Origin of the sequence: Veillonella sp. S13053-19 (assembly GCF_002959835.1) — a bacterium.
In the GTDB taxonomy this organism is placed as follows: domain Bacteria; phylum Bacillota; class Negativicutes; order Veillonellales; family Veillonellaceae; genus Veillonella; species Veillonella rogosae.
This window is the reverse complement of record NZ_PPDA01000009.1, coordinates 160435-186623: the sequence shown is the minus strand read 5'-3', so window position 1 is coordinate 186623 and position 26189 is coordinate 160435. Positions and strand designations below refer to the sequence as shown.

23 protein-coding genes are annotated in these 26189 nt (G+C 39.7%); 14 read left to right on the top strand and 9 right to left on the bottom strand.

Translation table 11 applies throughout. The annotated features are described in order from the left end of the window. Nucleotides 1-13 precede the first annotated feature (13 nt). Entirely contained in the window at nucleotides 14-961 is a 948-nt protein-coding gene (locus VEHSUH06_RS06250) for a diacylglycerol kinase family protein (RefSeq protein ID WP_105098191.1), read from the bottom strand. A 227-nt stretch (nucleotides 962-1188) separates the two neighbouring features. On the opposite strand from VEHSUH06_RS06250, the gene VEHSUH06_RS06245 reads away from it, so the two are divergent. After that, nucleotides 1189-1896: a GntR family transcriptional regulator gene (locus tag VEHSUH06_RS06245; protein ID WP_105098190.1), complete on the top strand. Its 708-nt coding sequence runs from the start codon at nucleotides 1189-1191 to the stop codon at nucleotides 1894-1896. Between the two features lie 93 nt (nucleotides 1897-1989). On the opposite strand, the gene VEHSUH06_RS06240 is transcribed toward VEHSUH06_RS06245, so the two are convergent. Further along, nucleotides 1990-2385 (bottom strand): helix-turn-helix domain-containing protein, encoded by a 396-nt coding sequence (locus tag VEHSUH06_RS06240; RefSeq protein ID WP_105098189.1) that lies wholly within the window; start codon nucleotides 2383-2385, stop codon nucleotides 1990-1992. 189 nt (nucleotides 2386-2574) lie between these two features. Here VEHSUH06_RS06240 and crcB point away from each other — a divergent pair, with 189 nt between their 5' ends. Next, nucleotides 2575-2955: a fluoride efflux transporter CrcB gene (gene crcB / locus VEHSUH06_RS06235; protein WP_105098188.1), complete on the top strand. Its 381-nt coding sequence runs from the start codon at nucleotides 2575-2577 to the stop codon at nucleotides 2953-2955. A gap of 105 nt (nucleotides 2956-3060) precedes the next feature. After that, nucleotides 3061-4041 carry a molybdopterin-binding protein gene (locus VEHSUH06_RS06230; protein WP_105098187.1) on the top strand — a complete coding sequence of 327 codons (981 nt, stop codon included), beginning with the start codon at nucleotides 3061-3063 and terminating at the stop codon, nucleotides 4039-4041. Nucleotides 4042-4154: 113 nt separating this feature from the next. On the opposite strand, the gene VEHSUH06_RS06225 is transcribed toward VEHSUH06_RS06230, so the two are convergent. The 4 genes from VEHSUH06_RS06225 to VEHSUH06_RS06210 all read right to left on the bottom strand — a co-directional run bounded on the left by VEHSUH06_RS06225 (nucleotide 4155) and on the right by VEHSUH06_RS06210 (nucleotide 7426). After that, nucleotides 4155-5276, bottom strand: coding sequence for an IS256-like element ISVat2 family transposase (locus tag VEHSUH06_RS06225; protein WP_105097717.1), 1122 nt, complete (start codon nucleotides 5274-5276; stop codon nucleotides 4155-4157). A 211-nt stretch (nucleotides 5277-5487) separates the two neighbouring features. After that, nucleotides 5488-5718 (bottom strand): hypothetical protein, encoded by a 231-nt coding sequence (locus VEHSUH06_RS06220; protein ID WP_005385164.1) that lies wholly within the window; start codon nucleotides 5716-5718, stop codon nucleotides 5488-5490. Between the two features lie 9 nt (nucleotides 5719-5727). Continuing rightward, nucleotides 5728-6540 carry a metallophosphoesterase gene (locus tag VEHSUH06_RS06215; protein WP_105098186.1) on the bottom strand — a complete coding sequence of 271 codons (813 nt, stop codon included), beginning with the start codon at nucleotides 6538-6540 and terminating at the stop codon, nucleotides 5728-5730. Between the two features lie 112 nt (nucleotides 6541-6652). Beyond that, on the bottom strand, nucleotides 6653-7426 hold the full coding sequence (locus VEHSUH06_RS06210; RefSeq protein ID WP_105098185.1) for a DUF4931 domain-containing protein: 774 nt from the start codon (nucleotides 7424-7426) through the stop codon (nucleotides 6653-6655). Nucleotides 7427-7543: 117 nt separating this feature from the next. Here VEHSUH06_RS06210 and VEHSUH06_RS06205 point away from each other — a divergent pair, with 117 nt between their 5' ends. From VEHSUH06_RS06205 to VEHSUH06_RS06165, 5 genes are all read left to right on the top strand, one after another. After that, nucleotides 7544-8065: an 8-oxo-dGTP diphosphatase gene (locus VEHSUH06_RS06205; protein ID WP_009352447.1), complete on the top strand. Its 522-nt coding sequence runs from the start codon at nucleotides 7544-7546 to the stop codon at nucleotides 8063-8065. 90 nt (nucleotides 8066-8155) lie between these two features. Then, a complete protein-coding gene (gene mutY / locus VEHSUH06_RS06200; RefSeq protein WP_105098184.1) occupies nucleotides 8156-9253 on the top strand; it encodes an A/G-specific adenine glycosylase in 1098 nt (365 codons plus the stop codon). Nucleotides 9254-9269: 16 nt separating this feature from the next. After that, complete coding sequence (locus VEHSUH06_RS06195) at nucleotides 9270-10451, top strand: metallophosphoesterase (protein WP_105098183.1); 1182 nt, start codon at nucleotides 9270-9272, stop codon at nucleotides 10449-10451. Nucleotides 10452-11936: 1485 nt separating this feature from the next. Next, on the top strand, nucleotides 11937-12338 hold the full coding sequence (locus VEHSUH06_RS06170) for a hypothetical protein (protein WP_105098178.1): 402 nt from the start codon (nucleotides 11937-11939) through the stop codon (nucleotides 12336-12338). Between the two features lie 29 nt (nucleotides 12339-12367). Then, nucleotides 12368-12835 (top strand): hypothetical protein, encoded by a 468-nt coding sequence (locus VEHSUH06_RS06165; RefSeq protein WP_105098177.1) that lies wholly within the window; start codon nucleotides 12368-12370, stop codon nucleotides 12833-12835. Between the two features lie 145 nt (nucleotides 12836-12980). Here the strand turns inward: VEHSUH06_RS06165 and VEHSUH06_RS06160 are convergent, their stop codons facing one another. Continuing rightward, the gene (locus VEHSUH06_RS06160) at nucleotides 12981-14336 is read right to left on the bottom strand and encodes a lyase family protein (RefSeq protein ID WP_105098176.1); all 1356 of its coding nucleotides are present in this window, start codon (nucleotides 14334-14336) and stop codon (nucleotides 12981-12983) included. A 279-nt stretch (nucleotides 14337-14615) separates the two neighbouring features. Here VEHSUH06_RS06160 and VEHSUH06_RS06155 point away from each other — a divergent pair, with 279 nt between their 5' ends. Together VEHSUH06_RS06155 and VEHSUH06_RS06150 are read left to right on the top strand one after the other, a co-directional pair. Then, nucleotides 14616-16694, top strand: a complete 2079-nt coding sequence (locus tag VEHSUH06_RS06155) for an OPT family oligopeptide transporter (RefSeq protein ID WP_105098175.1) — start codon at nucleotides 14616-14618, stop codon at nucleotides 16692-16694. Nucleotides 16695-16705: 11 nt separating this feature from the next. Then, complete coding sequence (locus tag VEHSUH06_RS06150; protein WP_105098174.1) at nucleotides 16706-17548, top strand: hypothetical protein; 843 nt, start codon at nucleotides 16706-16708, stop codon at nucleotides 17546-17548. 255 nt (nucleotides 17549-17803) lie between these two features. Here the strand turns inward: VEHSUH06_RS06150 and VEHSUH06_RS06145 are convergent, their stop codons facing one another. Both VEHSUH06_RS06145 and VEHSUH06_RS06140 read right to left on the bottom strand, forming a co-directional pair. Further along, complete coding sequence (locus VEHSUH06_RS06145) at nucleotides 17804-19171, bottom strand: S-layer homology domain-containing protein (protein ID WP_105098173.1); 1368 nt, start codon at nucleotides 19169-19171, stop codon at nucleotides 17804-17806. A 180-nt stretch (nucleotides 19172-19351) separates the two neighbouring features. Continuing rightward, nucleotides 19352-21007, bottom strand: coding sequence for an S-layer homology domain-containing protein (locus VEHSUH06_RS06140; RefSeq protein WP_105098172.1), 1656 nt, complete (start codon nucleotides 21005-21007; stop codon nucleotides 19352-19354). A gap of 525 nt (nucleotides 21008-21532) precedes the next feature. Here VEHSUH06_RS06140 and VEHSUH06_RS06135 point away from each other — a divergent pair. From VEHSUH06_RS06135 to VEHSUH06_RS06120, 4 genes are all read left to right on the top strand, one after another. After that, nucleotides 21533-22270 (top strand): (Fe-S)-binding protein, encoded by a 738-nt coding sequence (locus VEHSUH06_RS06135; protein ID WP_105098171.1) that lies wholly within the window; start codon nucleotides 21533-21535, stop codon nucleotides 22268-22270. Between the two features lie 12 nt (nucleotides 22271-22282). Further along, the gene (locus tag VEHSUH06_RS06130) at nucleotides 22283-23728 is read left to right on the top strand and encodes a LutB/LldF family L-lactate oxidation iron-sulfur protein (protein ID WP_105098170.1); all 1446 of its coding nucleotides are present in this window, start codon (nucleotides 22283-22285) and stop codon (nucleotides 23726-23728) included. After that, on the top strand, nucleotides 23728-24450 hold the full coding sequence (locus tag VEHSUH06_RS06125) for a lactate utilization protein C (protein WP_105098169.1): 723 nt from the start codon (nucleotides 23728-23730) through the stop codon (nucleotides 24448-24450). The genes VEHSUH06_RS06130 and VEHSUH06_RS06125 overlap by 1 nt, the downstream gene beginning before the upstream one ends. A gap of 186 nt (nucleotides 24451-24636) precedes the next feature. Next, entirely contained in the window at nucleotides 24637-26028 is a 1392-nt protein-coding gene (locus VEHSUH06_RS06120; protein WP_105098168.1) for a cation:dicarboxylate symporter family transporter, read from the top strand. Nucleotides 26029-26189: the final 161 nt, after the last annotated feature.

Genomic DNA, 26189 nt, shown 5'->3' with positions numbered 1-26189 from the left:
TCAAGATTGCGTCTTACAGGTCTATATGCGGTAGTTTAGGCAAATTCAAAGCTTTTTTCTTTTTATGTTTGGATGGGGCAAATACTTTTAGTACCCGTGGTAATACTTCGATATCTACGGGCATAGATGGACCTGGATCGCCATCCATATTGGTTGCTAAATCGTCAACATTAGATAAGAGCTCGATGGATGCTTTACTCACAGTTAAGGTAGTTGTATACCGAGAGTTATAAATGGCACCACTAATGATGAGCGGTATTACGCTGAGAATATCGAGAATAAAGTATTCTTTGAAGATGATGATACGCATGTAGCCGTCATCTACCGAGGCTTCAGGCATAAACCGTTCAAAACTAGATACTACATTGGTAAGCAATGCTAAAACGAGCGGAGATTTACAGATAAAATCATCGTTCTCAGTTTTGATGCGGTATGTATAGTCTTTAGTAGTAAATAACGCTTGGCCTGCACGCAAGAAGTAGGCGAGAGGGCCAAGTATGCTTTTCTCTTTTGGCGTAACCTCTTCTACTACTTTAGGGATAACACCTGCTGCGATATTATTACAGAAATATTTGTCGTTGCAGCGGCCTATATCAATTGTTCTCGTTTCATTGATGTCGATGCGTTTGATCGCTTGTGCTGGATTTTGGTGAATCCCAAGTGCACGAGACATATCGTTAACAGTACCAACTGGGATAAAGCCAAAGGTAGATTTGAATCCCCCTTGAGCAATGCCATTAACAGTTTCGTTAACAGTACCATCACCACCCATGCAAAATACTGCATCGAACCCGCGTTCGCAAGCATCTTTAGCAAAACGTGTTGCATCGCCTTCACCGGTGGTGAATTTGACCTCAATCGTTTCGAATAAGGTGCTCAATTTCCATTGTAAGTCGAGGGCATACCGGCGTGCCGCCCCGCCCCCTGATACAGGATTGATGATAACCAAACAACGGCTCATAGTGTACTTCCTTACTTTCAAAAATAAGATATAGCTAGTATCTATTGTTAGATTGCTAGATTGACAGTTTTAGATATGAGTTTTATAATTATTTTGTATACACTGTATTAAATATTGTGTGCGACATATTCTATAAAAATATGTCGTATAATATATTATTATACTCATTTTAGCCGTTCTTTGAAAGTGTGAAAGATAGGACGAGTATTAAGTTTTGGGAGATAGTTATGGGAAGACAAGATTCTAAAGATAGATACAATTTGTCCGCAGTGGACTCTATTGAAAGATTGCCACTTAGCGAACAAGTATATTTAACATTAAAAACAGCGATTTTAACAGGCGAATTGATGCCTCAAGAAAAGCTAAACGAAGTAAAAATTGCAGAACAGTTACAAGTGAGTGCTACACCTGTACGTGAAGCATTCCGTAAATTGGCTAAAGATAACCTCGTAGTTATCGTTCCTTGGAAAGGTGTTACTGTAAAAGCAGACACTCCAGAGGAAATCATTGCATTATATCAAGTGCGCGAAGTAATGGAAGGTCTTGGTTCAAGACTATGTGCACGTCATGCTACAGACGAACAAATTAAAGAATTGCGAGATATTTGTAAAGAAATGCATGAAATAGAAGATGCTACAGAACGCGTTGAGGTTAACAGCCGTTTCCACACAATGATCGCACATTACTCTGGTAATGAACGCATTGTAGACTACTTGGCAAGCTTCCGTGAACGCGTTAATCGAGACATGTACATCAGCTCCTTCAATGCGGTTCGTACACATGATTGCGATGATGAACATGATCAAATCGTAGATGCTATCGAACGTCATGACGAAGCAGCCGCAGAGGCGGCTATGCGTCAGCACATCAACAATGCATTTATCTTCAAAAAAGCAAATGCTGAAGTGCAACACAAAAAACTTAATGAAGTATAATGTCTAACGTGCTCATAGGCATAATGACATAAAAGGCTCCGCTCATAGCGGAGCTTTTTTAGTTGATTTAGTTAACTAGTTAATCTAAGATAACTAATTAACTTGAGTTTTTTTGCGTAAGTGGTTAACGGTTTGTTTTTTGGTATGGTTTAGAAATTCTAACCTTTTATAATGAGATGTTAGGTGCGCATTGCAGTTTTTATAGTCAACGATGCGCAGCCGCACTAGTTGTGCTACGTCGATTTGAAAAGCTTGAGCGATTTTAAATAAAATCTCTAAGGACATGCCAGAAATACCCGTGCCACACTCTAGTTTGCTTAAATAACTGCGGCTGATGCCAATGTGGTGGGCTAACTCATATTGAGACATATTTAGAGATACGCGGATATTGGCGATTTTATGGCCTAAACATACGTATTGATGTTGTAAAAATGGATCTTCGTACGCATTAATCCGCAGTTCGGTCAATGGTGCTGTTGAGGGGTTCATAGGGACTCCTTCCTTTTCCCGACTCTCTAAATATAGTATACTGAGACTGTTGGCGATTGACTAATATAGAAAACTAGATAATTATCGGTTATTACAGATAATTACACGAATTGTGAAAGTCTTACTACCTATATGCTTTAGTGCTGTAACCAAAGCAGGTAGTATGTTGTTATAAATAGAGGAGGCTTTATGGAAAAATACATAGCCGTTGCCCTCGGTGGAGCTATCGGAGCTTTATGCCGCATGGCTCTTGGCGAATGGGTGATGACAAAGGTCAGCTCCTTTCCGTATGGTACGGTCGTAGTAAACCTTATCGGTTGTCTCATCATTGGCCTCGTGTTAGGCCTCTACATGCAAAAGCCAGATTTACCACAATGGGCCAGATTCTTGCTCGTTGTTGGTGGCCTTGGAGCTTTCACTACATTTTCTACCTTTGCCTTTGAAATGCTGCAACTTATGATGGCTGAGTCCTATGTACAAGCCTTATTCTATGGCGTTCTACAAGTTGTAGGCGGATTAATTCTTTGCTGGCTTGGTGTATTATTGGCGCGTATATTCTGTGCTATCTAATCTAGGCGAATAAGGTGACTTGAGTTACAGCGTAAATACATCGATTTTTATATGATTGTTTAGTAAGAGATTTAGATAGAATTCCAGATTATAGAGGGACATATTATGAAATCTATTAGAACACAAGATGCCGTAGGGCATGCATTATTACACGATTTAGTTCGCATCGTTATCGGCGAGGTGAAAGATACGCCCTTCCGCCGTGGTCATGTTATTACAGAAGAGGATATTCCTAAATTATTAGACCTTGGCAAAGAGCATATCTTCGTTATGGAACCTGAAGATGAAGGCTTCTTGCACGAAGAGGACGTAGCCCGCGCTTTGTATCGTATGGCAGGTGGCGAAAACATGCACGAAGGCCCAATGGCACAAGGTAAAATCGAAGCCATTGCAGACGTAGATGGCTTATTCAAGGTCGATGTGGAACGCTTACATGCTATCAACAGCATTGGTGAGCTTACTATTGTAACGAGATTTAATAATACACCTGTGAAAGCAGGCGATAAATTAGCAGGCATGCGTTGTATTCCTTTATTATTAGAGGAACAACAAGTAGAGGATGCTAAGAAAATTGCTAATGGGGAGCCTTTACTTCATGTAAAACCATTCGTGCGCAAAACAATGGGCATCGTTACTACTGGCTCCGAAGTATTTGAAGGTCGCATTAAAGATGCTTTCACCCCTATTATTGAAGAACGTTGCGCAGAATTTGGGGTCACAAAAGTGGCTCATGAAATCGTAACGGACAATACAGACGATATCGTGGCGGCTATCGACAAGGTAAAAGCAGCTGGTGCCGACATTATCTTCTGTACAGGCGGCATGAGCGTTGATCCTGACGATTTAACACCGGGTGCCATTAAACGCTATGCAGATCGCGTAGTAACTTATGGTTTGCCTGTATTGCCAGGATCCATGGTTTGCATTGCGTACTGTGCGGACGGTACACCAATTCTTGGCGTTCCAGGGGGCGTATTGTTCAGCAAACCAACTGCCTTTGACGAAATCGTGCCACGTCTCGTTGCAGACGATGAAATCACAAAAGAAGATTGTATTCGAATGGGCCATGGTGGTTTCTTAGGATAATCCTTTTATGGAACATCTAAAAATTGTATAAATCTATACAAAAAGCGGGTAGATATCTACCCGCTTAATTTGTTAGTGTCATTATGGGTTATAGGACAAAACGTGTTGGTACTTTAATCCCAATCATTGAAAGATAATTTGTCATAGTTATGCAAATCACCCCAAGAAATGGCATCCCCCCAAGTTGGAATTATGCCTTGAAGTTGGGCTCTTTCATTCATAGATCTATATATTTTAGAAATACTCGCATCAGTTGGCATTACCTTAAGTATTTCTTTTGCAGGAAGCGGTCTTGGTGAGTGTAAATAACACCACCAAAAGACCGCTTTTATGCGTTTTTCTACAGACATCCCTCGATGGTACCGCAATAAACGTCTGAGTTGTGCGTTTACCCCACCTTCAATAGGGTTATTAGTCCTCGGACATTCTTTATCTAACACCAATGTTTCATCTAAATATCGAAACATTGTCTCTGTATTAATTAACACCACTAGAGAGTTATAGGCTTTTAATAAGCGTTCATGCGTAGCTCTTAAATTATCATTACTATCACGTGTCATTTCACTTAGAAACTCTTTAAAAGTCACTCTCCAATTAAATAATCGTTGAATCCATATTTGTGCATCTTCCTGTGTTTTTACACTATATAAATCGCTTGCTAAATCTTTTAACATAATGCCTGCTAACGTCTTAGGTCGTCTAGTAGTGTAGCGATGCACTTGCCATACGGCATGAACAATACAACGTTGAAGCTTGGCGGTACGCCAAACTTTTTTTAATGCTTTTCTAAGACCAGGTCCACCATCAGAAACGACCACAATGGGTGTCGCTATTCGCTGCATAAGAGCTTGCCATGAGCGAGACTGTTCTGACCTACATAAATACCACCCTAATACATATTCACCATCATAACAGATCAAAATACAAGCTTTTTTAGCTAAGTAAATACCATCAACGAATACCACATCTCTCGAGGTTTCAATTTTGGGCGGCATAGGCCATATTTGCCAGAAATCAGCTATCTGTCTACGAAATGTACGGCCCTGCCCAGGCATGTCCTGTTGTGTTTCTTTACTAAATAACCAATTTAGAAATCGATGAAAACATTTAGTAGTATTATCAATAGTTTGTGTAAAGGTGATGTTACACTGCTTACAATGCCATCGTTGTGATCCAGCTTTAGTTTTCCCATATTTTTGACAAGAAAATCCACAATTTATACATCTTACCAGCATGATTATTCCCTCCACTTAGAACACGATTTTCTAAGAAGATATAACCTTATTGAAGCCAGTAAAATCAAGGGGTTTGGGACTTTTTACCAACACATTTTGTCCACCCTCTAAGTTTATCAAAAGAACTTAAAATGGCGATGGAAGCAGTAATTTACTGGCTCCATCCCCTATAAAACCAACACGTTTTGTCCTATAACCCGTCATTATATTATTAAAATGATTTTTTCCCCAGTGTAGGGTGGCTACAGCGTTTTAGCGTAAGCGTATCAATCATGTGGACCGCTTCGTCCAAGGTGATATCTTCGCGCTTTGTCGGCGTTTCGAGGACCGCCAAAGGATGGTCTGTGCCTACCTCACCAGAGGGCAAGTAAATATATTCTTGGTTAATAGTATCACCAAAGATGTAGCCCGCTTGTAAATGCTCTTTATGAATGCGACTCATAGTCTCTCCTTACATGATTTGTTTTAGTGTAAAGTCTAGATAGTCTGCAGATACTAGCTCTAGTTTAGTGGAGCCAAATTCCTTTGGAATACGCTTAAAGGAAATTTGATCGTGTAAATGACCAAAGATACAAGTATCTACTTTGTATTGCTCCATAAGGTCTGTAAAGCCGGAAGGGGCATTGGACTCGTTAAATGGAGGGTAGTGCAACAATAACAGTTTTGTTACTGCTATGTTGTGTATATCTATTGCTGATAGATAGGTCTTATCAGAAACTGTTGCATTAACCTTTGCTTCAGCAGTGAGTTTTTCTAGGAGTGTTTGCACAGCCGCATCCATTTCTTGTAATGCTGCTTCGGTGCGCATCAATTCTCTTTCGTAAATAGATTGGTCTGTTTCCGGTGAGAAATGGGAATCACCAGGGCAGAGGTAGGCGCGGGTTCCACCAAAAGCGATGATGCGAGGGCCTTCTTCTGTTTGAATGAGCTCTGCTGTGCCATGACCTTGTAAAAAGGTAATAGCGTCACCCATGAGGTTGCGCATCTTGTTTGCTGATGCCCACCAATAGTCGTGGTTACCGCGAATCATATATTTTTTACCGGGCATGGATGCGATTTCTTGTAAATCGCAAGCTGCTTCGTCGAGGCGGAGTGCCCAGCTCATATCGCCTACGAGAAAGACGATGTCATCATCTGTTACATTGTTAGCCCAATGCTCTTTGATGCGGGCCCAATGATTATCCCAGTGGGGACCAAAAATATCCATCGGCTTCGTCGGAGGATTGCCAGATAGATGGAGATCGCCGATGGCAAATACTTTCATAAAAATCCTTTCAATTATCTATGGTTAAAATCATAGATGTTCAAAATTATATGCGATTAATATTATATATGTTCACAATATAGTAATGTGAGACCTAACTAGTAGCTTATAACTATTTAGTAGCCTGTAAATAAGGTGCAATATCGCGCATGATTTTAGCAGCCCGTTCTTCGTCACAGGTTTGTGGAATTTTGTAGCCCACGTAGAGAGGAGTCGTTACATAACGAGCCACCACCTTGATGTAGTCATAGCCGTCCTCGAGATTATAAAAGAAATAATTGTAGGACTGGCTAAGGTTAGAAAGGGTGTGCAACACATAGCGCAAAACTTGTTGTAATCGAATGGCTACAGGACGAACTGGCGTATCTGGTTTGAACCGAATGTTGTACTCAAAGAACCCAATTATGGGATGAGTAGACAAGGTAATGCGTACATGCTGATCCTCGTGTAAGAGCCAGCCTTCCATGTTTTGAGCCGTAATATCCTTGTGGTAATCGTAATTTTCTAGACCGATGATTTGGCTGTGTGGATGGCGAATGGAGCCGCCAGACATATAGCCATGGTTTTTAAAGAATAGTACGGATTTAAACTCCTTGCGCTGCCGAGTTTCACGCCACTTATCGAGGCCGAATTGCAGAATGTGTGCTGCTTCGTCAGCAGGTAAGGTAGAAAACTCGCCTTCATCGGTTTCCGTTTCGATGATAACCGTAGGCCAAGTTTTTTCTAGCACAGGGTATTTGTTCATAAGCCAAATAATATGGCCTGATGTATCGAGGATGTCCGTTAACTTTGAACGGTCACAGAAGGGGCAACGCACTTGTTCATCGCGAATATTGACGGGTTTTGTGCGCCCTAATTCAATATTAAATCTAAGTGGTTTGTTCATTATGTGCCTCCTTCCATGCACGAAAATCTATCCTCTTAATGATACCACAACTAGCGCATTCGCACACGAAATAATGGTATAATAATATAGTGTTATTTTAACGATTAAGGAGGCCCTATGAAACCGACTACGCTCGTATTTCCTATTGATGAACAAAATCGTATATTACTAGGTCGTAAGAAACGTGGTTTTGGGGCTGATAAATATAATGGCTTTGGCGGTAAACTCGAGGCTGGTGAAAGTTTCCGCCACTGTGCTATTCGCGAATTATTTGAGGAATCTGGCCTTCATGGTTGCCCCGAAGATTTAGAATGTGTGGCTGCCTTTGATTTTCAATTTCCTTTTGATGAAAGCTTAACCCATGTAGGTTATGTGTACTTTTTGCGTACTTTCACAGGCAATGTAGAGGAAACAGACGAAATGGAACCTCATTGGCTAACGATCGATGAAATTCCCTATGAGCACATGTGGGATGGTGACCGCCAATGGTTGCCAATGCTGCTAGAAGGCAAGAAGTTAAAAGGTCCTATCGTGTTTGACCGAGACAACAGTACGGTAGATAAGATGGAACTAACCACTGTGGATACTGTTCTTGAAAGCGAACACTTGGCGCGCATTGATCTGTATATTAACGGATAAGTACACCGTATTGGCTGCAATATGTATGCAATATGCCTGTAGTCATGAAGGTGGTACTAGAGTCCTAAGTTTATAATATTTTGAGGTAATATGACTGATAAAAAGAACCCTAAGTGGGTGCCACAGCTGTTGGCGTGGTATGATGTGCATAAACGGGAATTGCCGTGGCGCGATTGTGGAGACCCTTATAAGATTTGGGTGTCTGAGGTGATGAGCCAGCAGACGCGCATTGAGGCGATGAAGCCCTATTATGACAATTGGATGCGTTTATTTCCAACCTTGGAGGAACTAGCAAAGGCCTCTGAGGATGAGGTGGTTCACGCTTGGCAGGGGCTTGGTTACTATAGCCGTGCTCGTAACTTGCGCCTTGGCGTAAAGGACGTCGTGGAAAACTACGGTGGTATTGTGCCCCGTGACCGCAAGACTATGGAGTCCTTGAAGGGCGTAGGATCTTATACAGCTGGAGCTGTGCTATCCATGGCGTACAACGAACCAGAGGTAGCTGTAGATGGCAATGTGCTGCGCATTTACGCTCGTTTATATCGCATCTTTGATGATATTTTGAGCACTAAAGGTAAGAAGGCCATAACTACTATTGTAGAGGAAACATTACCTCATGATCGACCTGGCGATTTTAACCAAGCCTTAATGGATTTTGGCTCTGCTGTGTGCATTCCAAAAACTCCGCGCTGTGGAGAATGCCCTATTGTAAATATGTGTGAAGCATACCAACATAAGGATACAGACAAATTACCTGTGCGTATCAAGAAAACGAAGGTAGTAGAGGTACCTCTATTCGTAGGTATCTTGCAATACGAAGACTATTATCTATTGCACAAACGCCCGAATCGTGGGTTGTTACGGTCCATGTGGGAATTCCCTTCGGTGGAAATGGTATCTGCCTTTGACGAAGGTGAACGAGGCCTTGAATCATTAGTTAAAGACCTAGGTTTTGAACTAGCTTTACAACCTGTATTAGTAAAAGAAATAACACATATTTTCTCTCATAGAAAATGGTTTATGAAAGCATTCCGCGGCGATTTGACGTACGTAGGAGATGCTAAAAATATAACAATTGGAGCCATCCAAAATCAATTGCCGAAGGACTGGATGCTCATCAAGCGCGACGCGTTCGCCGACTATGCTTGGGCAGGTCCTCATGGTAAATTGACGGAGATGGCAAAATAATTTGTAGGAGCAATGAATGAGAATGCTATTTAATATAATTTTTGGCACCATCCTAGTATTAGGTTTGGTGGGCTTTTGGGCTCTATTCCTCAACTTGTGGAAGCCTAAAAAGAAATGGCCTGCTTGGGTAGGCTATATCATCTTAATCAGCGCGTGGTTTGCATCCATCCGATACTACTTGTTACACCAAGTAGATCTATACGGCACGTTATACTATCCGCTGATGAATATGTTCCGTACTGAAAGCTACGGTTTCCTCTTTGGCTTATTCTTGGCGATTCCCATCTTTATCGTCCTCGGTTTGTTATACTGGGCGGTTAATAAGATTTGGAGCAAAACGCTGGAGGAAAACAGAACGGGCCGCCGTGCCTTCTTTAGAACTGCTGCAACCGTAGTGCCGTTGGCCACAATTGGTGGCTCTAGTTATGCTGCCTTTGCTGGTCAACAGGAGATAGTAGTTACGAATGAAAAATTTGGTTATACGAACTTGCCTCCAGGGCTAAAAGACTATAAAATCGTTCAACTTAGTGACGTTCACGTAGGGGCTAGCATCGACTTAGACGACTTTGATGAAATCCTAAAATTGGCGCTTTTACAAAAGCCTAATCGTGTCGTTATCACAGGGGATCTCATCGATAAACTAGCATGGTTGCCTGAGGTCTGTGAAAGACTGACGACCTTCGCAAAACAAATTCCTGACGGTGTAGATTTCATCTTAGGCAATCACGAGTACCATCACGATGTAAATAAAGTGATTGATTCTTTCAAGCGAAATACACCAATGAATATCCTCTTGAATAGTAATATTCAAATTATGGGTGGCAAACAACCTGTATATCTCGCAGGTGTTACATACGATAACAGCCGACAAAAAGATAGCCGTGAAGCTATGATCGCTAAAGCTTTATCTGGTATTCCAGACTACGCCTTTGTTATCCTATTGGCTCATCACCCTGAATTCTTTGAAGAAGCCATTGAACAGAAGATCCCGTTGACCCTTTCTGGTCATACACATGGCGGTCAAATCGTATTTATGGGCGTTCCTGTAGTGCCAACGGGCACTCCATATACAAAAGGCCGCTACGTTGAAGAACAAAGCGTGTGCTACGTCAATAACGGCACAGGCCACTGGTTCCCAATCCGTATTAACTGCCCACGAGAAATTACAGTCATTACATTCTTTGACGGAGTAGCTTAGAAGTAAAGGTGAGCTCTTTAGAATAAAAGGTGAGCTCATTATAGGGATACAATCATGTATAATATATCCTTTATCCATAAAATCCTTATATGTATTGTTGTGCTTATGCTATTTGATATCTCTCTAATTCACGCCATGACTGCGGATATATATAAAGGATATCTTAAAATAGCAATACTTGTGGCCATTGGATGCCATTTAGATGTATACCTGGAACTCAGTAAACAAGAAGAATTGATAATACAAGCATTCGAGAATGATACATTTGACAAGACCTATGAATTATTAAGTACGAAACAGCTAGTTTTTATCATATCTTTGATCCTGTTAATGACAATAAACCTTGTGAAATATTAGAAAAAACATAGGGTACAAACTAAAAGAGGTATTGTATATGAAAATACAATACCTCTTTTTATTATATGAACTTATATAATAATTGTGATATATTAGAGTTAAAATTTTTAGTTGTGTTGCTTAAAGAAGAGAGTGTATTAATAAATGATTCCGTTGTCTATTTATAAAATCGGATTACCTGTAGGTCTTTTGGCTTATTATTTATATAGGTTGTTTAGACTCTATATTTTAAAAAGTAATATGGAGTTGAAATTCCCTAATCTATATGGTCTTTTCTTAGGTTTAGGGATTCCAGTCAGTCTATTTCTTATGGTGCAGACATTTTTTATTCCCGATTTAGTTGATTATCTTAGTTTACTCTATGTAAATATGGGTATCTTAGTTATTGTTGAGATCATTGCAACATTTAAACTTAAATCCTCAAAAAGCTATTCTAATGCAAAGGTTTTTCGGTATTATTTATATTTCATAACAGCTATATTATTGTGGATGATATGTAACTGAATGATTGATTAGATTGAAGCATTTGATATGGTAGGGCTATTTTGTAGGTGTAGATTAATGTATAGTAAATTTTTTATCTATAGAGTTATTATATGTACCATTCCAATTATTCTTATGGATATAGCTCTTATTAGCGCAATGATAACTGGTGGATACGAAGGAAATCTAAAAGCAGCAATACTAGCGGGGATAGTATTGCACATAGTTTTATATATATTAAGTCGTAAACAAGTAAAGCTATTAATACAAGCATTTAAGAAAAATGGAGTTAAGGAGATTAATAATCTATTCAATATGACATATGTTTTTCTAATTGTATTTTTTATGGTATTAATAGCTATAAAACTTATGAGATATTAGAGCTAAAGTTTTAATTATGTTATGAAAATATAGCTTTTATGGTTGGAGTGAGTATATGTTTTTAAAAATCTATAATTATTTTGTACGAGGCTTGATACTTTTGTTACTTATATGTATTCCATATAGTCTTGTCACAAATCCAGAGTTAATTGAAGATGAACTAGATTTTTATTTCTTTGTAATCGCATATGTCATAATACTTTTGTTCTATGTAGTATGGAACTATATTTATAACTATTTAAGACGTAAAAGGAGTTAGCATTTGTGCATATTCATTTACCATTAGTATTAGAAGCTATCCTTTTTTCGTGGATTGCTTTATATTGGCTTATCTATAAAATCTTATTAAGGAAAAAGCTTTCACCATTATTAGTATCTTTAATTGCTAATTCTGATTATGGCTTTATGAAAGTTCTTTCCTGGTCGGCAATTATTACATATCCGTTTATGTTGTTTAGCATGTTTTATTTCTTAGATTACATCGCTGTACCAATTGTATTAGTGTGGTTCTTGCAGCCTGTTTTTGTGTTAGCTGTATTATTAAAACAGCCACCTCGTAGTCGCTATTATGAATGGGCTAGAAAAAAACAGATGTATGTAGTTCTTTTTGTTTTTGCTTACATAATGTCTGCTCTAATTTTGTTGAAAGTTAATAAGCTAATATAGAGTTTAATAGAGAGGTGTTTGTATAACAAATGTTTTTATTAACAAGTGTTGAGGATATAGTTTTAAAACAACCCATATTAACCTTGATAATTATGATTTTTTTTCTATATGCTTTTTTAAAACTCTTTCTAGCAGTTTTACGTAAATGTGGTCTTGTGGCTATTGAATTGGGGCGTGATTATGATTGGTATAATTTGTTGAGTCTTTTTAATATATGGATCTCGTTAGGTTTTGTTTTACTCGTATTTGTTTTAGATGATACTTATTCTACGTTTACGATTATAGAAAGAGTTTTGTCAGGGGTTATATTATTAGATGCTTTATTAGCTTTTAATATACATAACCATTTATTAGAATACAGATCATACACTACTGGGATGATGAAACGCAGTGAATATATTGAGGTGAGGAAACAATATTTTAGACAAGCTATTTATTTATTGCTTATGTGGGTACTAATAGTTTTGACATTTAATCTTGATTTGTTAATATATTGATACATTTTACATCGCTCAAATATTAATTATATATGGATGAGCCCCTGTAGAGAAAAAACGCTACGGCATTGCCGTAGCGTTTTTTATTCCGTTCATTTGAGGTATGAGAGGATGTTACATATATGTCATAGAGATGAGAGAGATTTTATTTCATGCGAACTGCTTCAGCAAATTCGTCTTCAGTCATAAGTTTTTCTTCCAAAATAATTTCCTTGATAGAGCAACCGCGTTTGTACGCTTCTTTTACGACCTTAGCGCTCTTGTCGTAGCCGATGTATGGTGTTAAGGATGTGGCGATCATGAGGGATTGTTCTACGAAGAAGTTGAGTTTTTCAGGTACAAATTCTACGCCGTCGATGCAGTGTGTTGTGAACGAGTTCATAGCGTCTGAGAGGAGGCGACAGCTTTCAACAAAATCATAGATCATGATAGGCATGTACACGTTCAATTGGAACGCACCGCTACCTGCACAGAGGGTCATAGTCGTATTGTGACCGAATACTTGGGCACATACCATGGTCAAGGCTTCGCATTGTGTAGGATTTACCTTGCCTGGCATGATGGAGGAGCCCGGTTCGTTTTCAGGAAGATGCCATTCGCCATAGCCACAGCGAGGGCCAGAGCCTAAAAAACGCACGTCATTAGCGATTTTGAATAATGTAGTCGCCAACGTATTGAGTGCACCGTGAGCCATCATGAATGCATCTTTAAGGGCGAGCCCTTGGAATTTGTTGTTCTTCACGCGGAATGGAGCACCTGTTACCTCTGGCAATACAGTTTCCATAACGTCTAGATAGCCTTTAGGTGTGTTTACACCAGTACCTACAGCAGTGCCACCGAGGGCTACGTCGAGTAGGTGGTCAGCGTTTTGAACGAGCATTGCTTTGGCAGTTTTTAAGCCGTCCACAAAGGCGCTGATTTCTTGGTCCACCATGATGAACGTCGCATCTTGTAGATGTGTACGACCAACTTTTTGCAAGCCTTTTCCTTTTTCTTGCAATCTTTCAAAGGATTGGATAAGGCCGTCCAATGCAGGAATTACGCGTTTTGTAATTTCAAAGTACGCGCAGATATGCATTGCCGTAGGGAATGTATCGTTTGTACTTTGGCCGCGGTTTACATCGTCGTTAGGATGAAGCGGGTTGCTTTCATCTAACTGTTTAGCCCGGTGAGCGATTACCTCGTTCACATTCATGTTAGTTTGTGTGCCAGAACCTGTTTGGAATACTGTCAATGGGAATTCATCATCCCATTTACCGTCTACGATCTCATCTACTACTTGAGCGATGAGTTTCGCTTTTTCCTCAGTTACTGCGCCACATTTTGCATTGGTTAAAGCACATGCTTTTTTGACAAGCGCAAGCGCTTTGATTTGTTCAATAGGGATGCGGTGGTCACCGATCTTGAAATTATTGAACGAGCGTTGCGTTTGAGGTCCGTAAATTCGTCTAGCGTCGACTTCGACTGGTCCCATTGAATCATATTCAATTCTTGTTTCCATAATTACAACCTCCTTAAAAGCCATGCCGACCTTAATGTCGGTAATTTAATTATATAGAATCCTGTATATTTGTACAGAATAAAAGAGAATGATTTCTATTTTCATATAGAAAGGAGTTATATATGCGATTTATGCATATAAGGGGCATAAATTATATCTATTTACATGTATACATTATAAATATCGCATATATATTGAAATCATCGCTTTAACACGTTAAAATGGAAGTAGCTTATTATATTGTTTTAAGCTCTAGTTTCACAGAGGAGGTAAGTACTTATGAAACATGACTTTATGAGCCATGACCTTCATCTGCCGGAACTGACAATACGTGGGATGCTACTTGGTGCATTGATTACTGTAATTTTTACAGCATCTAACGTATACCTCGGTTTGAAGGTTGGTTTGACATTCTCGTCATCCATTCCGGCAGCCATTATTTCAATGGCAATTTTACGTTTCTTCAAGGATTCTAACGTTCTTGAAAACAACATGGTACAAACACAGGCTTCAGCAGCCGGTACTTTGTCCGCAATTATCTTTATCTTGCCAGGTCTACTCATGCTTGGGTATTGGAACGGTTTCCCGTTCTGGCAAACATTCTTGCTCTGCGCATGCGGTGGTTCTCTAGGTGTGTTATTCACTATTCCATTGCGTCGTGCCATGGTAGTAAATAGTGATCTACCATATCCAGAAGGCCGTGCAGCAGCAGAAATTTTGAAAGTGGGCTCTCACAATGGTGATCAAGGCCCTCAATCTAGCTCTGGTATGGGCGACATCTTATCCGGTGGTTTTGTAGCTGGTCTTATCAGCCTTTGTGCAAATGGCTTTAAAGTGCTTGGCGATAGCATGAGCTTCTGGCTTCCTGTAGGTAGCAAAGGTATTACTCAAATTCCATTGGGCTTCTCTACAGCGTTGTTAGGTGCTGGTTACCTTATCGGTATCGCGTCTGGTATCGCTATCCTCGTTGGTGTACTCATCGCGTGGGCTGGCTTCGTACCTTACTTCACTAACATGTTTGCTCCAGATGGTGGCGCTACTGCTAAGTTCGCAATGGGCATCTGGAAATCTAAAGTTCGTTTCATCGGTGCTGGTGCTATCGGTATCGCAGCGATTTGGACTTTGATTACTTTGATCAAACCTATTATCGAAGGTATGAAAATTTCTGTACAATCCATGAACAGCAGTTCCTCTGAACGCGAATTGCATCGCATGGATACAGATATGAGCACAAAATCCGTTTTAGGCGTGTTCGCAGTTATTCTTATTGGTTTAGTATTCACATTCTGGGAATTCGTTTCTGCAGTACCTATTAGTGCTGGCTTAATGTGGACTCTTGTTGTAGTAGGCATCTTAGTAGCTTTATTAATCGGCTTCTTCGTAGCTGCAGCTTGTGGTTACATGGCAGGCCTTATCGGTACATCTGCATCTCCAATTTCCGGTATCGGTATCTTAGCGACTATTATTTCTTCCTTAGTGGTGTACTTCATCGCTTCTGAAAATAACTTGTTCGCTACACAAGCAGGTGTTCAATTCGCTACAGCTATGGCTATCTTCATGACATCCGTAGTTATCGCAATTGCATCTATTTCTAACGATAACTTGCAAGACTTGAAAACTGGTCAACTCGTTGGTGCAACACCTTGGCGTCAACAAATTGCGTTGTTACTTGGTTCCGTAGCCGGTGCAGTAGCAATTGCTCCAGTTCTTAACTTGCTTTACCAAGCATATGGCTTCACAGGTGCGTTACCACGTGCTGAAATGGATCCTAATGCTGCATTATCCGCTCCTCAAGCAACTTTGATGACTACAATCGCTCAAGGTATCTTCAACTCCAGTATGGAATGGGACTACATCTTGATCGGCGTTGGTGTTGGCGTAGTAGCAATCATCGTTAACTTGATTCTTAAAGGCACAACAGCTTCCTTAACATTGCCTCCATTGGCAGTTGGTATGGGTATCTACTTACCACCAACATTGGAAGTGCCTCTCATCGTAGGTTCCTTCATTAGCTACTTCGTAGGCCGTTACCTAGTAGCTCGTGCTAAAATGCGTGCTGGCGAACTCGCTGAGTACGATGTTGAACAATCTAACCGCCGTGGCGTTCTCTTCGCTTCTGGTTTGATTGTTGGTGAAAGCTTGATTGGTGTAATCATAGCTGTTATTATTGTATTGTCTGTTACAACTGGTGGCGGTGAATCTCCACTTGAATTAGTAGGTCCTGATTTTGAAAGCACAGCACAATGGTTAGGATTGCTTGCATTTGCATTCTCTGGTCTCTACCTTGTTCGTCGTGTTGTAACACACAAATTCAATAAAGAAGAAGCTTTAGCTATGAAAGCCGAACAAGAACAATAAGAGGTTAAACAATGAAATTAAAACAGTCTGTACTCATCATGATGGCTGCTGCATTGCCAGTAGTATCCTTCGCAGCAAGCGAAGCAATTCCTGTAACTAAAGATACTGCAACAGTGCAAGCGGCTCAAGCTGATACGAATAAAGTAAGCCGTAATGATTTGACACACCGTATCTCTAGCACTGCGACTCCAGAGCAAAATCGTGTGTTGCGCTCTGTAGTATCTAAAGTTGACCGCAATGCAGTTGAGGTGGTATCACCTAATGCGGACCGTTATATGGACCGCAAAGAGGTAGCAGTATCTCCTGTGGAATCCACTACAGATCATTTAGACTTAGTATTCCCAGAGGTTAAATCCGTTAGCCCAACTGTAGAAAAAGCAATCAATACAACTATTAAAAAATATGTTGCTAAAGTACAAAATGACGTAGAGAAATTAAATGCTAAAGAAGCTGATAAAACAAATGTAGTGATGTACTACGATGTTAAAACAGATAAAAATGGCATTCTCAGCGTATTGATTCACACATACACAATGCGTGATCGCGATGCAAATGGTGTGAACTATGTAAAAGGCTTCACGTTTAATACTACAACAGGTCGTCAATTATCCTTGTATGACCTCGGTGGTCTTAACAAAAAAGAGTTAGTGAATGCTATTAATAATAATCAAGAAGTGAAAGATAAACTAGGCGGCGATGTAAATATCGACAAAATGCCGACTGAGTTCTACACAACTGATGATTATTCCGTTGTAATGATCTTGCAACAAGACGTGGATACAATCCACAGTTCAGGCACTGTATATGTACCAGTTGGTAACTTACGTGACCGCCAAAATGATGTAACAAAATAATAATCGAGCCGTGTGAATTCGATTGTGTGTATAGTAACAGCTGTTTAATTGTGAAAAGAACCGCTCCCATTGGGGCGGTTCTTTTTTTGCATACAATTTATATAAGTTCTAATTAGATTAAACTAATTAGCATAGATTACTTGATAAGTAGAGTTTATTGGAAACTTAGAGAAATTAGTTAGTAAGCTTAGTCTTATATATTCCTAGAAGCATAATAAAAAGCCGTGTAAACACGGCTTTTTAAGGTTTCTTATATTATTGTTTGTCGTTGTAATAATTTACCCGTGGAGGCAATGGGAATTGAATTGCTCCATTTGTGTTTGTAAGTGGTTCTGGTGGTAGTTGTAAGAACACTTTCTCACCAAATTTCTTTTTGAATGCTTTTAGCGTTGGTTTTTGAATGGAATCAACTGTAATAAGAAGGGCACTTGTATCAGTATTCGGTGCGATGGAAAGAATTTTTCCTTGCGGTTCCTTCTCTTGGTACAGGGAGATTGCATCGGATTGATAATCCTCTAGTTGTTCTTGTGTCAGTTTACCTTTGGATACAACTACAGCTCTATCTAACTGTGGATCGTGAGCTTGTGCGATAGCGTTAGTAACGAGGTCAGCTTTCTTTTGATCTGTTAAGGACGCATGTAATTGACCTGCTTCCCAGAAGAGGGCACCATCTTGACGGAATTTTGTGAAGTCGTTGTCATAGTTTAAAGCTTTGCTGATGATCTTAGCTGTTTTATTTTCTACTTGTTGTTTGAACAATGTGTTGTGGAACGCAAGGGATTGTTCCGTTTGTGTCATGCGGTACGCAATCTCGGCAGCCTCTGCACGTGTTATATATTTTTCAGGATTGAATAATGTGCCTGGCGTGTAGAGTGTGAAACCAAGAGATGCAAGTTCACGAACTGCGTCTTGAGCCCAAGGGGCTACGAATTTTTGGTCTCCGTAAGCAATATTATCGAGGGCTGTTGGATCCTCTGTAGTATAGCCTAAGTAGTGAAGGTAGTTATCTGCTACTACAGCAAATTCTTGACGAGACATATATTTTTCAGGTTTATATGTTTCGTCACCATAGCCGCTAATGATATTTTTGCGAGCTACGGACTCGATAGCAAGAGCAGACCAACGGTCAGATGTAATATCTTTAAATTTGCTAGATAAGAATGCTGCCGTCCCATCATCAGTAATGTTGTTGAAGAGTGCTGCTACTTCTTCACGTGTCATAGGTTGATTAGGTCGGAATGTGCCGTCAGAGTAACCTTTCATTAGATTTGCTTTAGTTACAGTACTAATGGAGTTTGCAGCCCAAAAATCGCTAGGTACATCTGTAAAAATGTGGGCGCGAATCTTTTGGATATCTTGCGGAGTACCAATAGATTTGTTTACAACTACAGGTGTTGCCTTTATAGAGGATTCTGCTTTATCAACGTCTACATTAGAGGTATCTGCTTTAGCGGAGCCAACTGTAGGGGCTTGTAAAGTAGATTCAGCTTTAGTAGATTCAATTGTAGTTGTAGGAGCATTAGTCGTAGTTGTTGTATTGGCAGAGGCAAAACCAAGGCCTGTGGCAGCTAATAATGTGCCTAAAACGAGGGCATGTAATGCGTAAGGGGTATTCTTGTACATAAAATCCTTCCTAATCTTGGTAAAGGCTAACGCTCGATAGCCGTAGAATATAAACTTTCACCAGCATAAAAATCTATACTCATCGTAATATAGTCAATAGGGACATGCATAGTGATATACAACAAAGCAGCGTAATACTATCGAGTATACGCTGCCTTGGCTGGTTAAGTGTAACGCCGATTAGCGTTTTACTGTCATTTTTACTTTGGAACCGAATAATTTAGAGATTCCTTGTTGAGTATCTTTAGATGCAGTGGATACTACAGCGTAAAGTTGGTTGTTTTCTACATCAGGGAATGTAGCTAAGATTGTACCAGCTTTTTCGTTTTTGCTGTAGTAGTTGCGGAAGTTCGCATCGATTGCATCGTATTCAGTTTGGCTGTATTGGGATGGTTCAACTACAACGTAGTTATTAACAGTGGAATCGCCACGGGAAGCAAGGTTAGCTTTTACTGTGGAAATATCGCTATCTGTTTTCAACGCTACGTGTAATTGGTTGTCACGCCAGTACATTACACCATAATCTTGGAAAGCTTCTGGAGTTTTGTAAGTTTTATTTAACTCTACGAATACTTTATCTTCCAAGGAGGATTGTTGTTTTTGATCAAGTGCTTTTAACGTACTGCGACGAACAGGGCGAACTGTGCGCGTAGGTTCAGTTTTTTGAGCTACTGCTTCATTTTTATTGTGTTTTACGTCTTTTTCTACTTTTTTAGCATCAGTTTTAGCAGTTTTTTCTGCTTTCTTAGCATCTTCTTTTACCGCTTTATCAGCTTTTGCAGCATCTTTTTTAGCGTCTTTATCTAGTTTAGCTACATCTTTTTTTGCATCTTTACTTACTTTAGATGCATCTTTTTCAACTGCTTTTTCTACTTTTTTAGCATCTTCTTTTACAGCTGTTTCAGCTTTAGCTTCAGGTGCAGCGTGTTTTGGTGTAGCAAGGCCAGCACCGTTAAGCATGCGGTTCAAAATTGTAGCCGCTTGTGCTCTTGTTACAGGTTGTTTAGGATTAAAGTTTTCTGTTGCGCCAGATGCTACGATACCACGTTCTGCCATGTAGTTAATATCTGCTACATAATCTAAAGAAATGCTATCTTCATCTTTAAACGTTACTTTTTCTGTTTTCACAGGAGTTGTAATATTTAATTTTTTAGCTAAGCTAGCTGCGGAGGCAACAAACTCCTCACGGTTCATAGTTTTGCTAGGTGTGAAAGCTGTTTTAGATGTGCCTTGCATAACACCTGCAGCGCTTACCAATTTGATAGCGGAGTTAGACCAACGATCTGCTTCTACGTCAGAGTAGGAAGTAGCGGATTCTTTAGTTACGATATCAGCTAATTCTTGTTCGTTTAAGTTGTGTTGCAACACTTTACCATAAATAGCAGCTGCTTGTTCACGTGTGATTTGAGCGCTAGGTTTGAAAGTATTGTCAGAGTAACCGGAAAGGTAACCAGCTTGAGACATCGCTTGGATCGCATCGCGTGCCCAGTTGTCTTTAGTATCTGTGTACACGCCTGCTGGCAATGTTTCTTTAGCTTTAGTTGTTGTTTTAGTTTCTGTTGTTTTTGCTGCTGGTTTAGCTTCTGCTTTTGCTTCAGTAGCTTTTTCAGCTGTAGCTGGTTTAGCTTCTGTAGCTTTAGTTTCTACCTTAGTATCTGCTTTTGCAGTTGTTTTAGCAGTTGTAGCTTTCGCAGGTGTTGCTTTAGCTTGTGTATTTGTTACTGTTGTTGTTTTTGCTTTTGTATGTGCCGCGGTTGTTTCAGCGTGAGCCATGCCGAATGTGGAACCAAGGGCCAATGTGATTGCCAAGGACAAAGATAATTTATTTAGTTTCATTGAAAAAGGCTCCTTTCAAACTATACTTATATAAAATAAATTATAACACTTTTTAAATTTATACACTACTATAAGAAAATGTAATATATAAGGATAAAATTTACATGAATTTGAAATTCTACTGCTATTTATGTAAAAATACGATGAATTACGGTAAAAATAAGGTTTTTTGACCTTTGAAAATGCAAAATGATAAACATTCGCAAAATCTAGGTTTTATATAGCTTTTACAAGAAAAATTGATAAATAAAATAATGAATGTGATAAAAAACAATGTTTATTATTACAAAAAGTCATAACGATATAAGAAATAAAAGGGTACATACGAATATAGCAATCCTTTGGACATTTTCTATAGGATTAATTTATAATTATATCGATAAAGCTTTTGAATATTTATTTGAAGGCATAAGTAATGTTTCGGGCAGAAAATTATTGAAAAACTTTCATTAGAATTCTTGCCATAACGCATACATATCAAAATTTTTTATTAGGTTAAGTACTAGAAAAGACGAGGACGATAATATGAAAATTCATCTTTTCCAACAGTGTTTGATTGACATGTTCTACCCACATGTGGGCATGGCTGGTGTAGAAGTACTTGAAAGATTAGGCTGCGAGCTCGTAGTTCCTAAGAAACAAGTATGTTGTGGCCAAATGTTCACTAACTCTGGTTACAATGAAGCGGCTATGGACGCTATTAAGAACACAATCGAATGCTTCGAGAACGCTGAATATGTAGTCAGCATGTCCGGCTCTTGCGCATTTGCAATCCGTGATGAATATCATCATTTCTTGAAAGATCAACCTGAGTGGTTGGCACGTGCAGAACGATTGAGCGGCAAAATTTACGAGTTCACTCAATTCATTACTGACGTATTAGGTGTAGAAGATGTAGGCGCTCGTTTCAACGACTCCGTTACATATCACACATCTTGCCACGTAACTCGTTTGATGGGCATTAAAGAGCCTCCTTTCAAACTCCTTAAAAACGTTAAAGATATCAACTTGATCGAATTACCACGTGCAGACCGTTGCTGTGGTTTCGGCGGTACTTTCTCCGTTAAAAACCCTGAAATTAGTGAAGTTATGACACGCGAAAAAGCATTGGAAATTGCTAGCACAGGTGCTAACGTTATTTCCGGTTCTGACCAAGCGTGCTTGATGAACATCGCTGGTATGCTTGATCGTCTTCATAAAGAAGGCGTAATCGATCGCCGTATCAAAGTAATGCATATTGCTGAAATCTTAAACTGCCGTTAAGGAGGAGACGACATGGCACTTATATATGACAATCGCCCCTATAAAACACGTATACAAGAATGTTTGGCTGACGATTTCAAAGTAGCAGCCATCAAAAAAGCACAAGACGTGTTTTATGATAAACGTAATACAGTAGTTGCGGATGTTCCTGAATGGTTAGATTTCCGTGCTGAAGCAGCTGAAATTCGCGATCACGTACTTAATCATTTGGATTACTATGTAAACCAATTTGCTGAAAACGCTGAAAAAGCTGGTTCTAAAGTTCACTTTGCATTCGACGATAAAGAAGCGACTCAAATCGCTTTAGATATCCTTCGTCAACGCGAAGCAAAAATGATCGTAAAATCCAAAACTATCTTAACTGAAGAAATTGGTTTGAACGAAGTATTAGAAGAAGCTGGTATCGAAGTAAACGAAACTGACTTGGCTGAATTTATTTTGCAAACTGCAGTAAGCCCACCATCTCACATCGTAGTACCAGGTCTTCACTTTGAACGTAACAAAATCCGCGAAATCTTCGCTGAAAAATTAGGTTACACAGGTACTGAAAACCCTACAGAAATGACTCACTTCGTACGTGGTTATGTACGTGAGCGCTTCTTGAAAGCTGACGTAGGTGTTAACGGTTGTAACTTTGCGGTAGCTGAGTCCGGTACTTGTACTATCGTTTCCAACGAAGGTAACGGTCGTATGGCAAGCTCCATTCCTAAGACTCAATTAATCTTCTTAGGTACTGAGCGTATCGTTCCTAACTTCAAAGCTCTTGACGTTATGATGGAAATGTTGAACCGCTCTGCAGTAGGTGCTAAAATTTCCAACTACTTCTCCATGATGACTGGTCCTGCTCGCGCTGGTGAAGCTGATGGTCCTGAAGAAACTCATATCATCATCATCGACAACGGTCGTTCCGGTATCTTGGGTGGTACATTCCAAGAAATGCTTCGTTGTATCCGTTGTGGTGCATGTATGAATATCTGCCCTGTATACCGTCACGTTTCTGGTCACGGTTATGGCTCTGTATATCCAGGTCCAATGGGTGCTGTATTGACACCATTGTTCAAAGGTTACGATGTAGCAGGCGACCTTCCATACGCTTCTACATTGTGCGGCGCATGTACAGAAAACTGTCCAGTAGCTATTCCATTGCATGAGTTGTTGATGGAACACCGTCACATTATGGCTGACATCGAAAAAACTCGTCCAAAAGCTGAAGAAGCTATCTTCACAGCAGCTGCTAAGATGTTCGGCAACTCCACATTGTTCGATCTTGGTACAAAAGCTGGCGCTATCGGTATGAACTTAATTAGTAACAAAGAAGGCAATATGCCTACATGGACTCAAGCTGTTCCAGTAATGAATGGCTGGACTAAATCCAAAGAAATGGGTACATTGAAGTTCAAGAAATTCCGTGATTTATATGCTGAACATGAAAAGAACAAGAAAAAGGAGAAAAAATAATGGATGAAGTTAAACGTAATCAATTTGTTGCACGTTTATCTCGTGCATTAGGCCGTGATCAAGTGCCTACATCTGTACCGGCTTTTGATTATAGCCATGGTCCTCAAGAAACTATGTTCAAAGAATTATCTCGCGAACAAGTTATCACTATGTTCAAAGAACAATGTGAACGCGTAGGTACAAAATTCGTAGATACTACACCTGATAAATTAGGTGAAACTATTATGGCTGTTATCGAAGAACGTGGTAATGGTAAGGTAATTTTCCCAAGCACTTCTGAGGTTGAAGAATATAAATTAAAAGAATTATTCGAAAAAGACGCAGCTTCTAATGGTGGTGTTCGTACGTACTTCCAATGGGACCCAGCTAAAGGTCGTGAAGAAAATATTTCTAACACAGCTAATGCTGATATCGGTATTACATTCCCATTCTGTGGTATTGCTGAAACAGCTACTGTAGTACAAGCCTCTTGTGAAGAGTCTGGTCGTGCAATCAGCTTGTTGCCAGAAACTCATGTTGCTGTATTATATACTGATACAATCAACCCACGTATGACACAAACTATGGAACATTTAGCTGAACGTTACCACAACGATCCGTCCAAATTCCCTACAAATATTTGCTTGATTTCCGGTCCGTCTCGTACGGCTGATATCGAGCTCGTAACTGTAGATGGTGCGCATGGTCCTATCCGCGTTACATATATCTTAGTTAATAGATAATATAATAACTAGATACAATAAAGGCGATCTTCCTTGGAAGGTCGCCTTTTATATGTCTGTATATTATATTGCAAAATAAAAATATATTTTATTATAAAATCACGAATATTGTACTTGTATTTTTTTCGATATATGCTATACTAAATTCATAACCTATTATTGTGATATGAATTAAAGAGGTGTATTATGAATATTCCATTCTTTACAGATTACCTCATGTTAAGCAATCCACTAAGTATTGGTATTATCGCAGTGTTTGTACTTGCGTTAATTGGTATTTTTGTGTTGCAACGCAAGGGCACATCCTTCGGTAATCTCGTTATTATTGGTACTATTGTCGGTGCCGTACTTGGTGTAGCAATTCAAGTTATTGCAGGCTTCCCTGATGATCCATCTAAAGTTGTTTACATCAAGGAAAGTACGAAGTGGTTCTCCCTAGTAGGGGGCGGCTTCATCGACTTAATCCGCATGCTTGTTATTCCTATCGTTTTTATCTCCATTGTACACGTTATTTTGCACATGGAAGCAGGTGCTAATCTTAAAAAGTTAGTAGTGGCAATGGTTTCTACAAACCTTGGCATGGTAGCAGTTGCTGCTGTGGTCGGCCTTATCTTAGGTAATGCCTTTGGTTTAGGTCAAGGCTTTGATATCGTTGAATCCGGTAAAAAGATTCGTGAAATTAAACCGATGGTTGATACATTCCGTGCTTTGATTCCAAGCAACCCAATTCAAGCGGCTGCTGAAACAAATGTTATTGGTATCGTAGTATTCGCTATTATCTTAGGTAGCGTAGCGCGTCTATTAAAACAAACTGGCACAAACTCCATGGAGATTTTCACTAAACTGTTTGATGAGCTTCACCAATTGATCTCTTGGGTCGCAGACTTCATCATTGGCCTTATGCCATACGGCGTAGTTGCATTGTTAGCTTCCACATTGGCAACTCGTGGCCTACAAGCTATCCTTGATATGGGATTATTCGTAGTATTACTTTACGTTGGTATCTTGATTATGTTCGTTGTTCAAGCTATCTTGATTGCTAGCTTCGGTTACAACCCTATTACATACTTCAAGAAAGCAAAAGCTCCATTATTGTTGGCTTTCACATCCCGTTCCTCTATGGGCGTGTTGCCGTTGACGGTTGAAACATTGACAAAACGTCTTGGCGTAAATGCAACAACTGCTAATACAGTAGCATCCTTCGGTACTACTGCAGGCATGCAAGGTTGTGCCGGCGTATTCCCAGCACTTGTTGTAGTGTACATTTCTAATGTAGCGAATATTCCATTCGATATGACTATGTACATCATGAGTGTTATCGTTATCGCCATCGGTTCCGTTGGTATCGCAGGTGTTCCTGGTACAGCTACAATGGCTGCATCCGTATCCCTTAGTGGTACAGGTCTTGGTGCGTACTTCACATCTATCAGTCCGATCCTTGCTATCGATCCATTGATCGATATGGGCCGTACATGCTTGAACGTATCTGGTTCCTTAACAAATGCTCTCGTAGTAGATAAAATCATGGGCACTATCGATAAAGAGGCTTATGATAACCCTAACGAAGGTCGCGTATAATCCTCAAGTGTAGGATATGACCTGAACTAGTTAATCTAGTACCGTTACTATAATTTCAGAACTTAATATAAAAGAACAGCTTTCGGGCTGTTCTTTTTTTGTCTTTAATGCACTAGGGATAATTATTTCAGTGTAGGTGATTATGGTAAAAGTACTTAATA

Excerpts from the sequence above, each read along its gene's own strand:
- VEHSUH06_RS06250 (WP_105098191.1), bottom strand. The coding sequence starts at position 961 with ATGAGCCGTTGTTTGGTTATCATCAATCCTGTATCAGGGGGCGGGGCG.
- VEHSUH06_RS06245 (WP_105098190.1), top strand. The coding sequence starts at position 1,189 with ATGGGAAGACAAGATTCTAAAGATAGATACAATTTGTCCGCAGTGGAC.
- VEHSUH06_RS06240 (WP_105098189.1), bottom strand. The coding sequence starts at position 2,385 with ATGAACCCCTCAACAGCACCATTGACCGAACTGCGGATTAATGCGTAC.
- crcB (WP_105098188.1), top strand. The coding sequence starts at position 2,575 with ATGGAAAAATACATAGCCGTTGCCCTCGGTGGAGCTATCGGAGCTTTA.
- VEHSUH06_RS06230 (WP_105098187.1), top strand. The coding sequence starts at position 3,061 with ATGAAATCTATTAGAACACAAGATGCCGTAGGGCATGCATTATTACAC.
- VEHSUH06_RS06225 (WP_105097717.1), bottom strand. The coding sequence starts at position 5,276 with ATGCTGGTAAGATGTATAAATTGTGGATTTTCTTGTCAAAAATATGGG.
- VEHSUH06_RS06220 (WP_005385164.1), bottom strand. The coding sequence starts at position 5,718 with ATGAGTCGCATTCATAAAGAGCATTTACAAGCGGGCTACATCTTTGGT.
- VEHSUH06_RS06215 (WP_105098186.1), bottom strand. The coding sequence starts at position 6,540 with ATGAAAGTATTTGCCATCGGCGATCTCCATCTATCTGGCAATCCTCCG.
- VEHSUH06_RS06210 (WP_105098185.1), bottom strand. The coding sequence starts at position 7,426 with ATGAACAAACCACTTAGATTTAATATTGAATTAGGGCGCACAAAACCC.
- VEHSUH06_RS06205 (WP_009352447.1), top strand. The coding sequence starts at position 7,544 with ATGAAACCGACTACGCTCGTATTTCCTATTGATGAACAAAATCGTATA.
- mutY (WP_105098184.1), top strand. The coding sequence starts at position 8,156 with ATGACTGATAAAAAGAACCCTAAGTGGGTGCCACAGCTGTTGGCGTGG.
- VEHSUH06_RS06195 (WP_105098183.1), top strand. The coding sequence starts at position 9,270 with ATGAGAATGCTATTTAATATAATTTTTGGCACCATCCTAGTATTAGGT.
- VEHSUH06_RS06165 (WP_105098177.1), top strand. The coding sequence starts at position 12,368 with ATGTTTTTATTAACAAGTGTTGAGGATATAGTTTTAAAACAACCCATA.
- VEHSUH06_RS06160 (WP_105098176.1), bottom strand. The coding sequence starts at position 14,336 with ATGGAAACAAGAATTGAATATGATTCAATGGGACCAGTCGAAGTCGAC.
- VEHSUH06_RS06155 (WP_105098175.1), top strand. The coding sequence starts at position 14,616 with ATGAAACATGACTTTATGAGCCATGACCTTCATCTGCCGGAACTGACA.
- VEHSUH06_RS06150 (WP_105098174.1), top strand. The coding sequence starts at position 16,706 with ATGAAATTAAAACAGTCTGTACTCATCATGATGGCTGCTGCATTGCCA.
- VEHSUH06_RS06145 (WP_105098173.1), bottom strand. The coding sequence starts at position 19,171 with ATGTACAAGAATACCCCTTACGCATTACATGCCCTCGTTTTAGGCACA.
- VEHSUH06_RS06140 (WP_105098172.1), bottom strand. The coding sequence starts at position 21,007 with ATGAAACTAAATAAATTATCTTTGTCCTTGGCAATCACATTGGCCCTT.
- VEHSUH06_RS06135 (WP_105098171.1), top strand. The coding sequence starts at position 21,533 with ATGAAAATTCATCTTTTCCAACAGTGTTTGATTGACATGTTCTACCCA.
- VEHSUH06_RS06130 (WP_105098170.1), top strand. The coding sequence starts at position 22,283 with ATGGCACTTATATATGACAATCGCCCCTATAAAACACGTATACAAGAA.
- VEHSUH06_RS06125 (WP_105098169.1), top strand. The coding sequence starts at position 23,728 with ATGGATGAAGTTAAACGTAATCAATTTGTTGCACGTTTATCTCGTGCA.
- VEHSUH06_RS06120 (WP_105098168.1), top strand. The coding sequence starts at position 24,637 with ATGAATATTCCATTCTTTACAGATTACCTCATGTTAAGCAATCCACTA.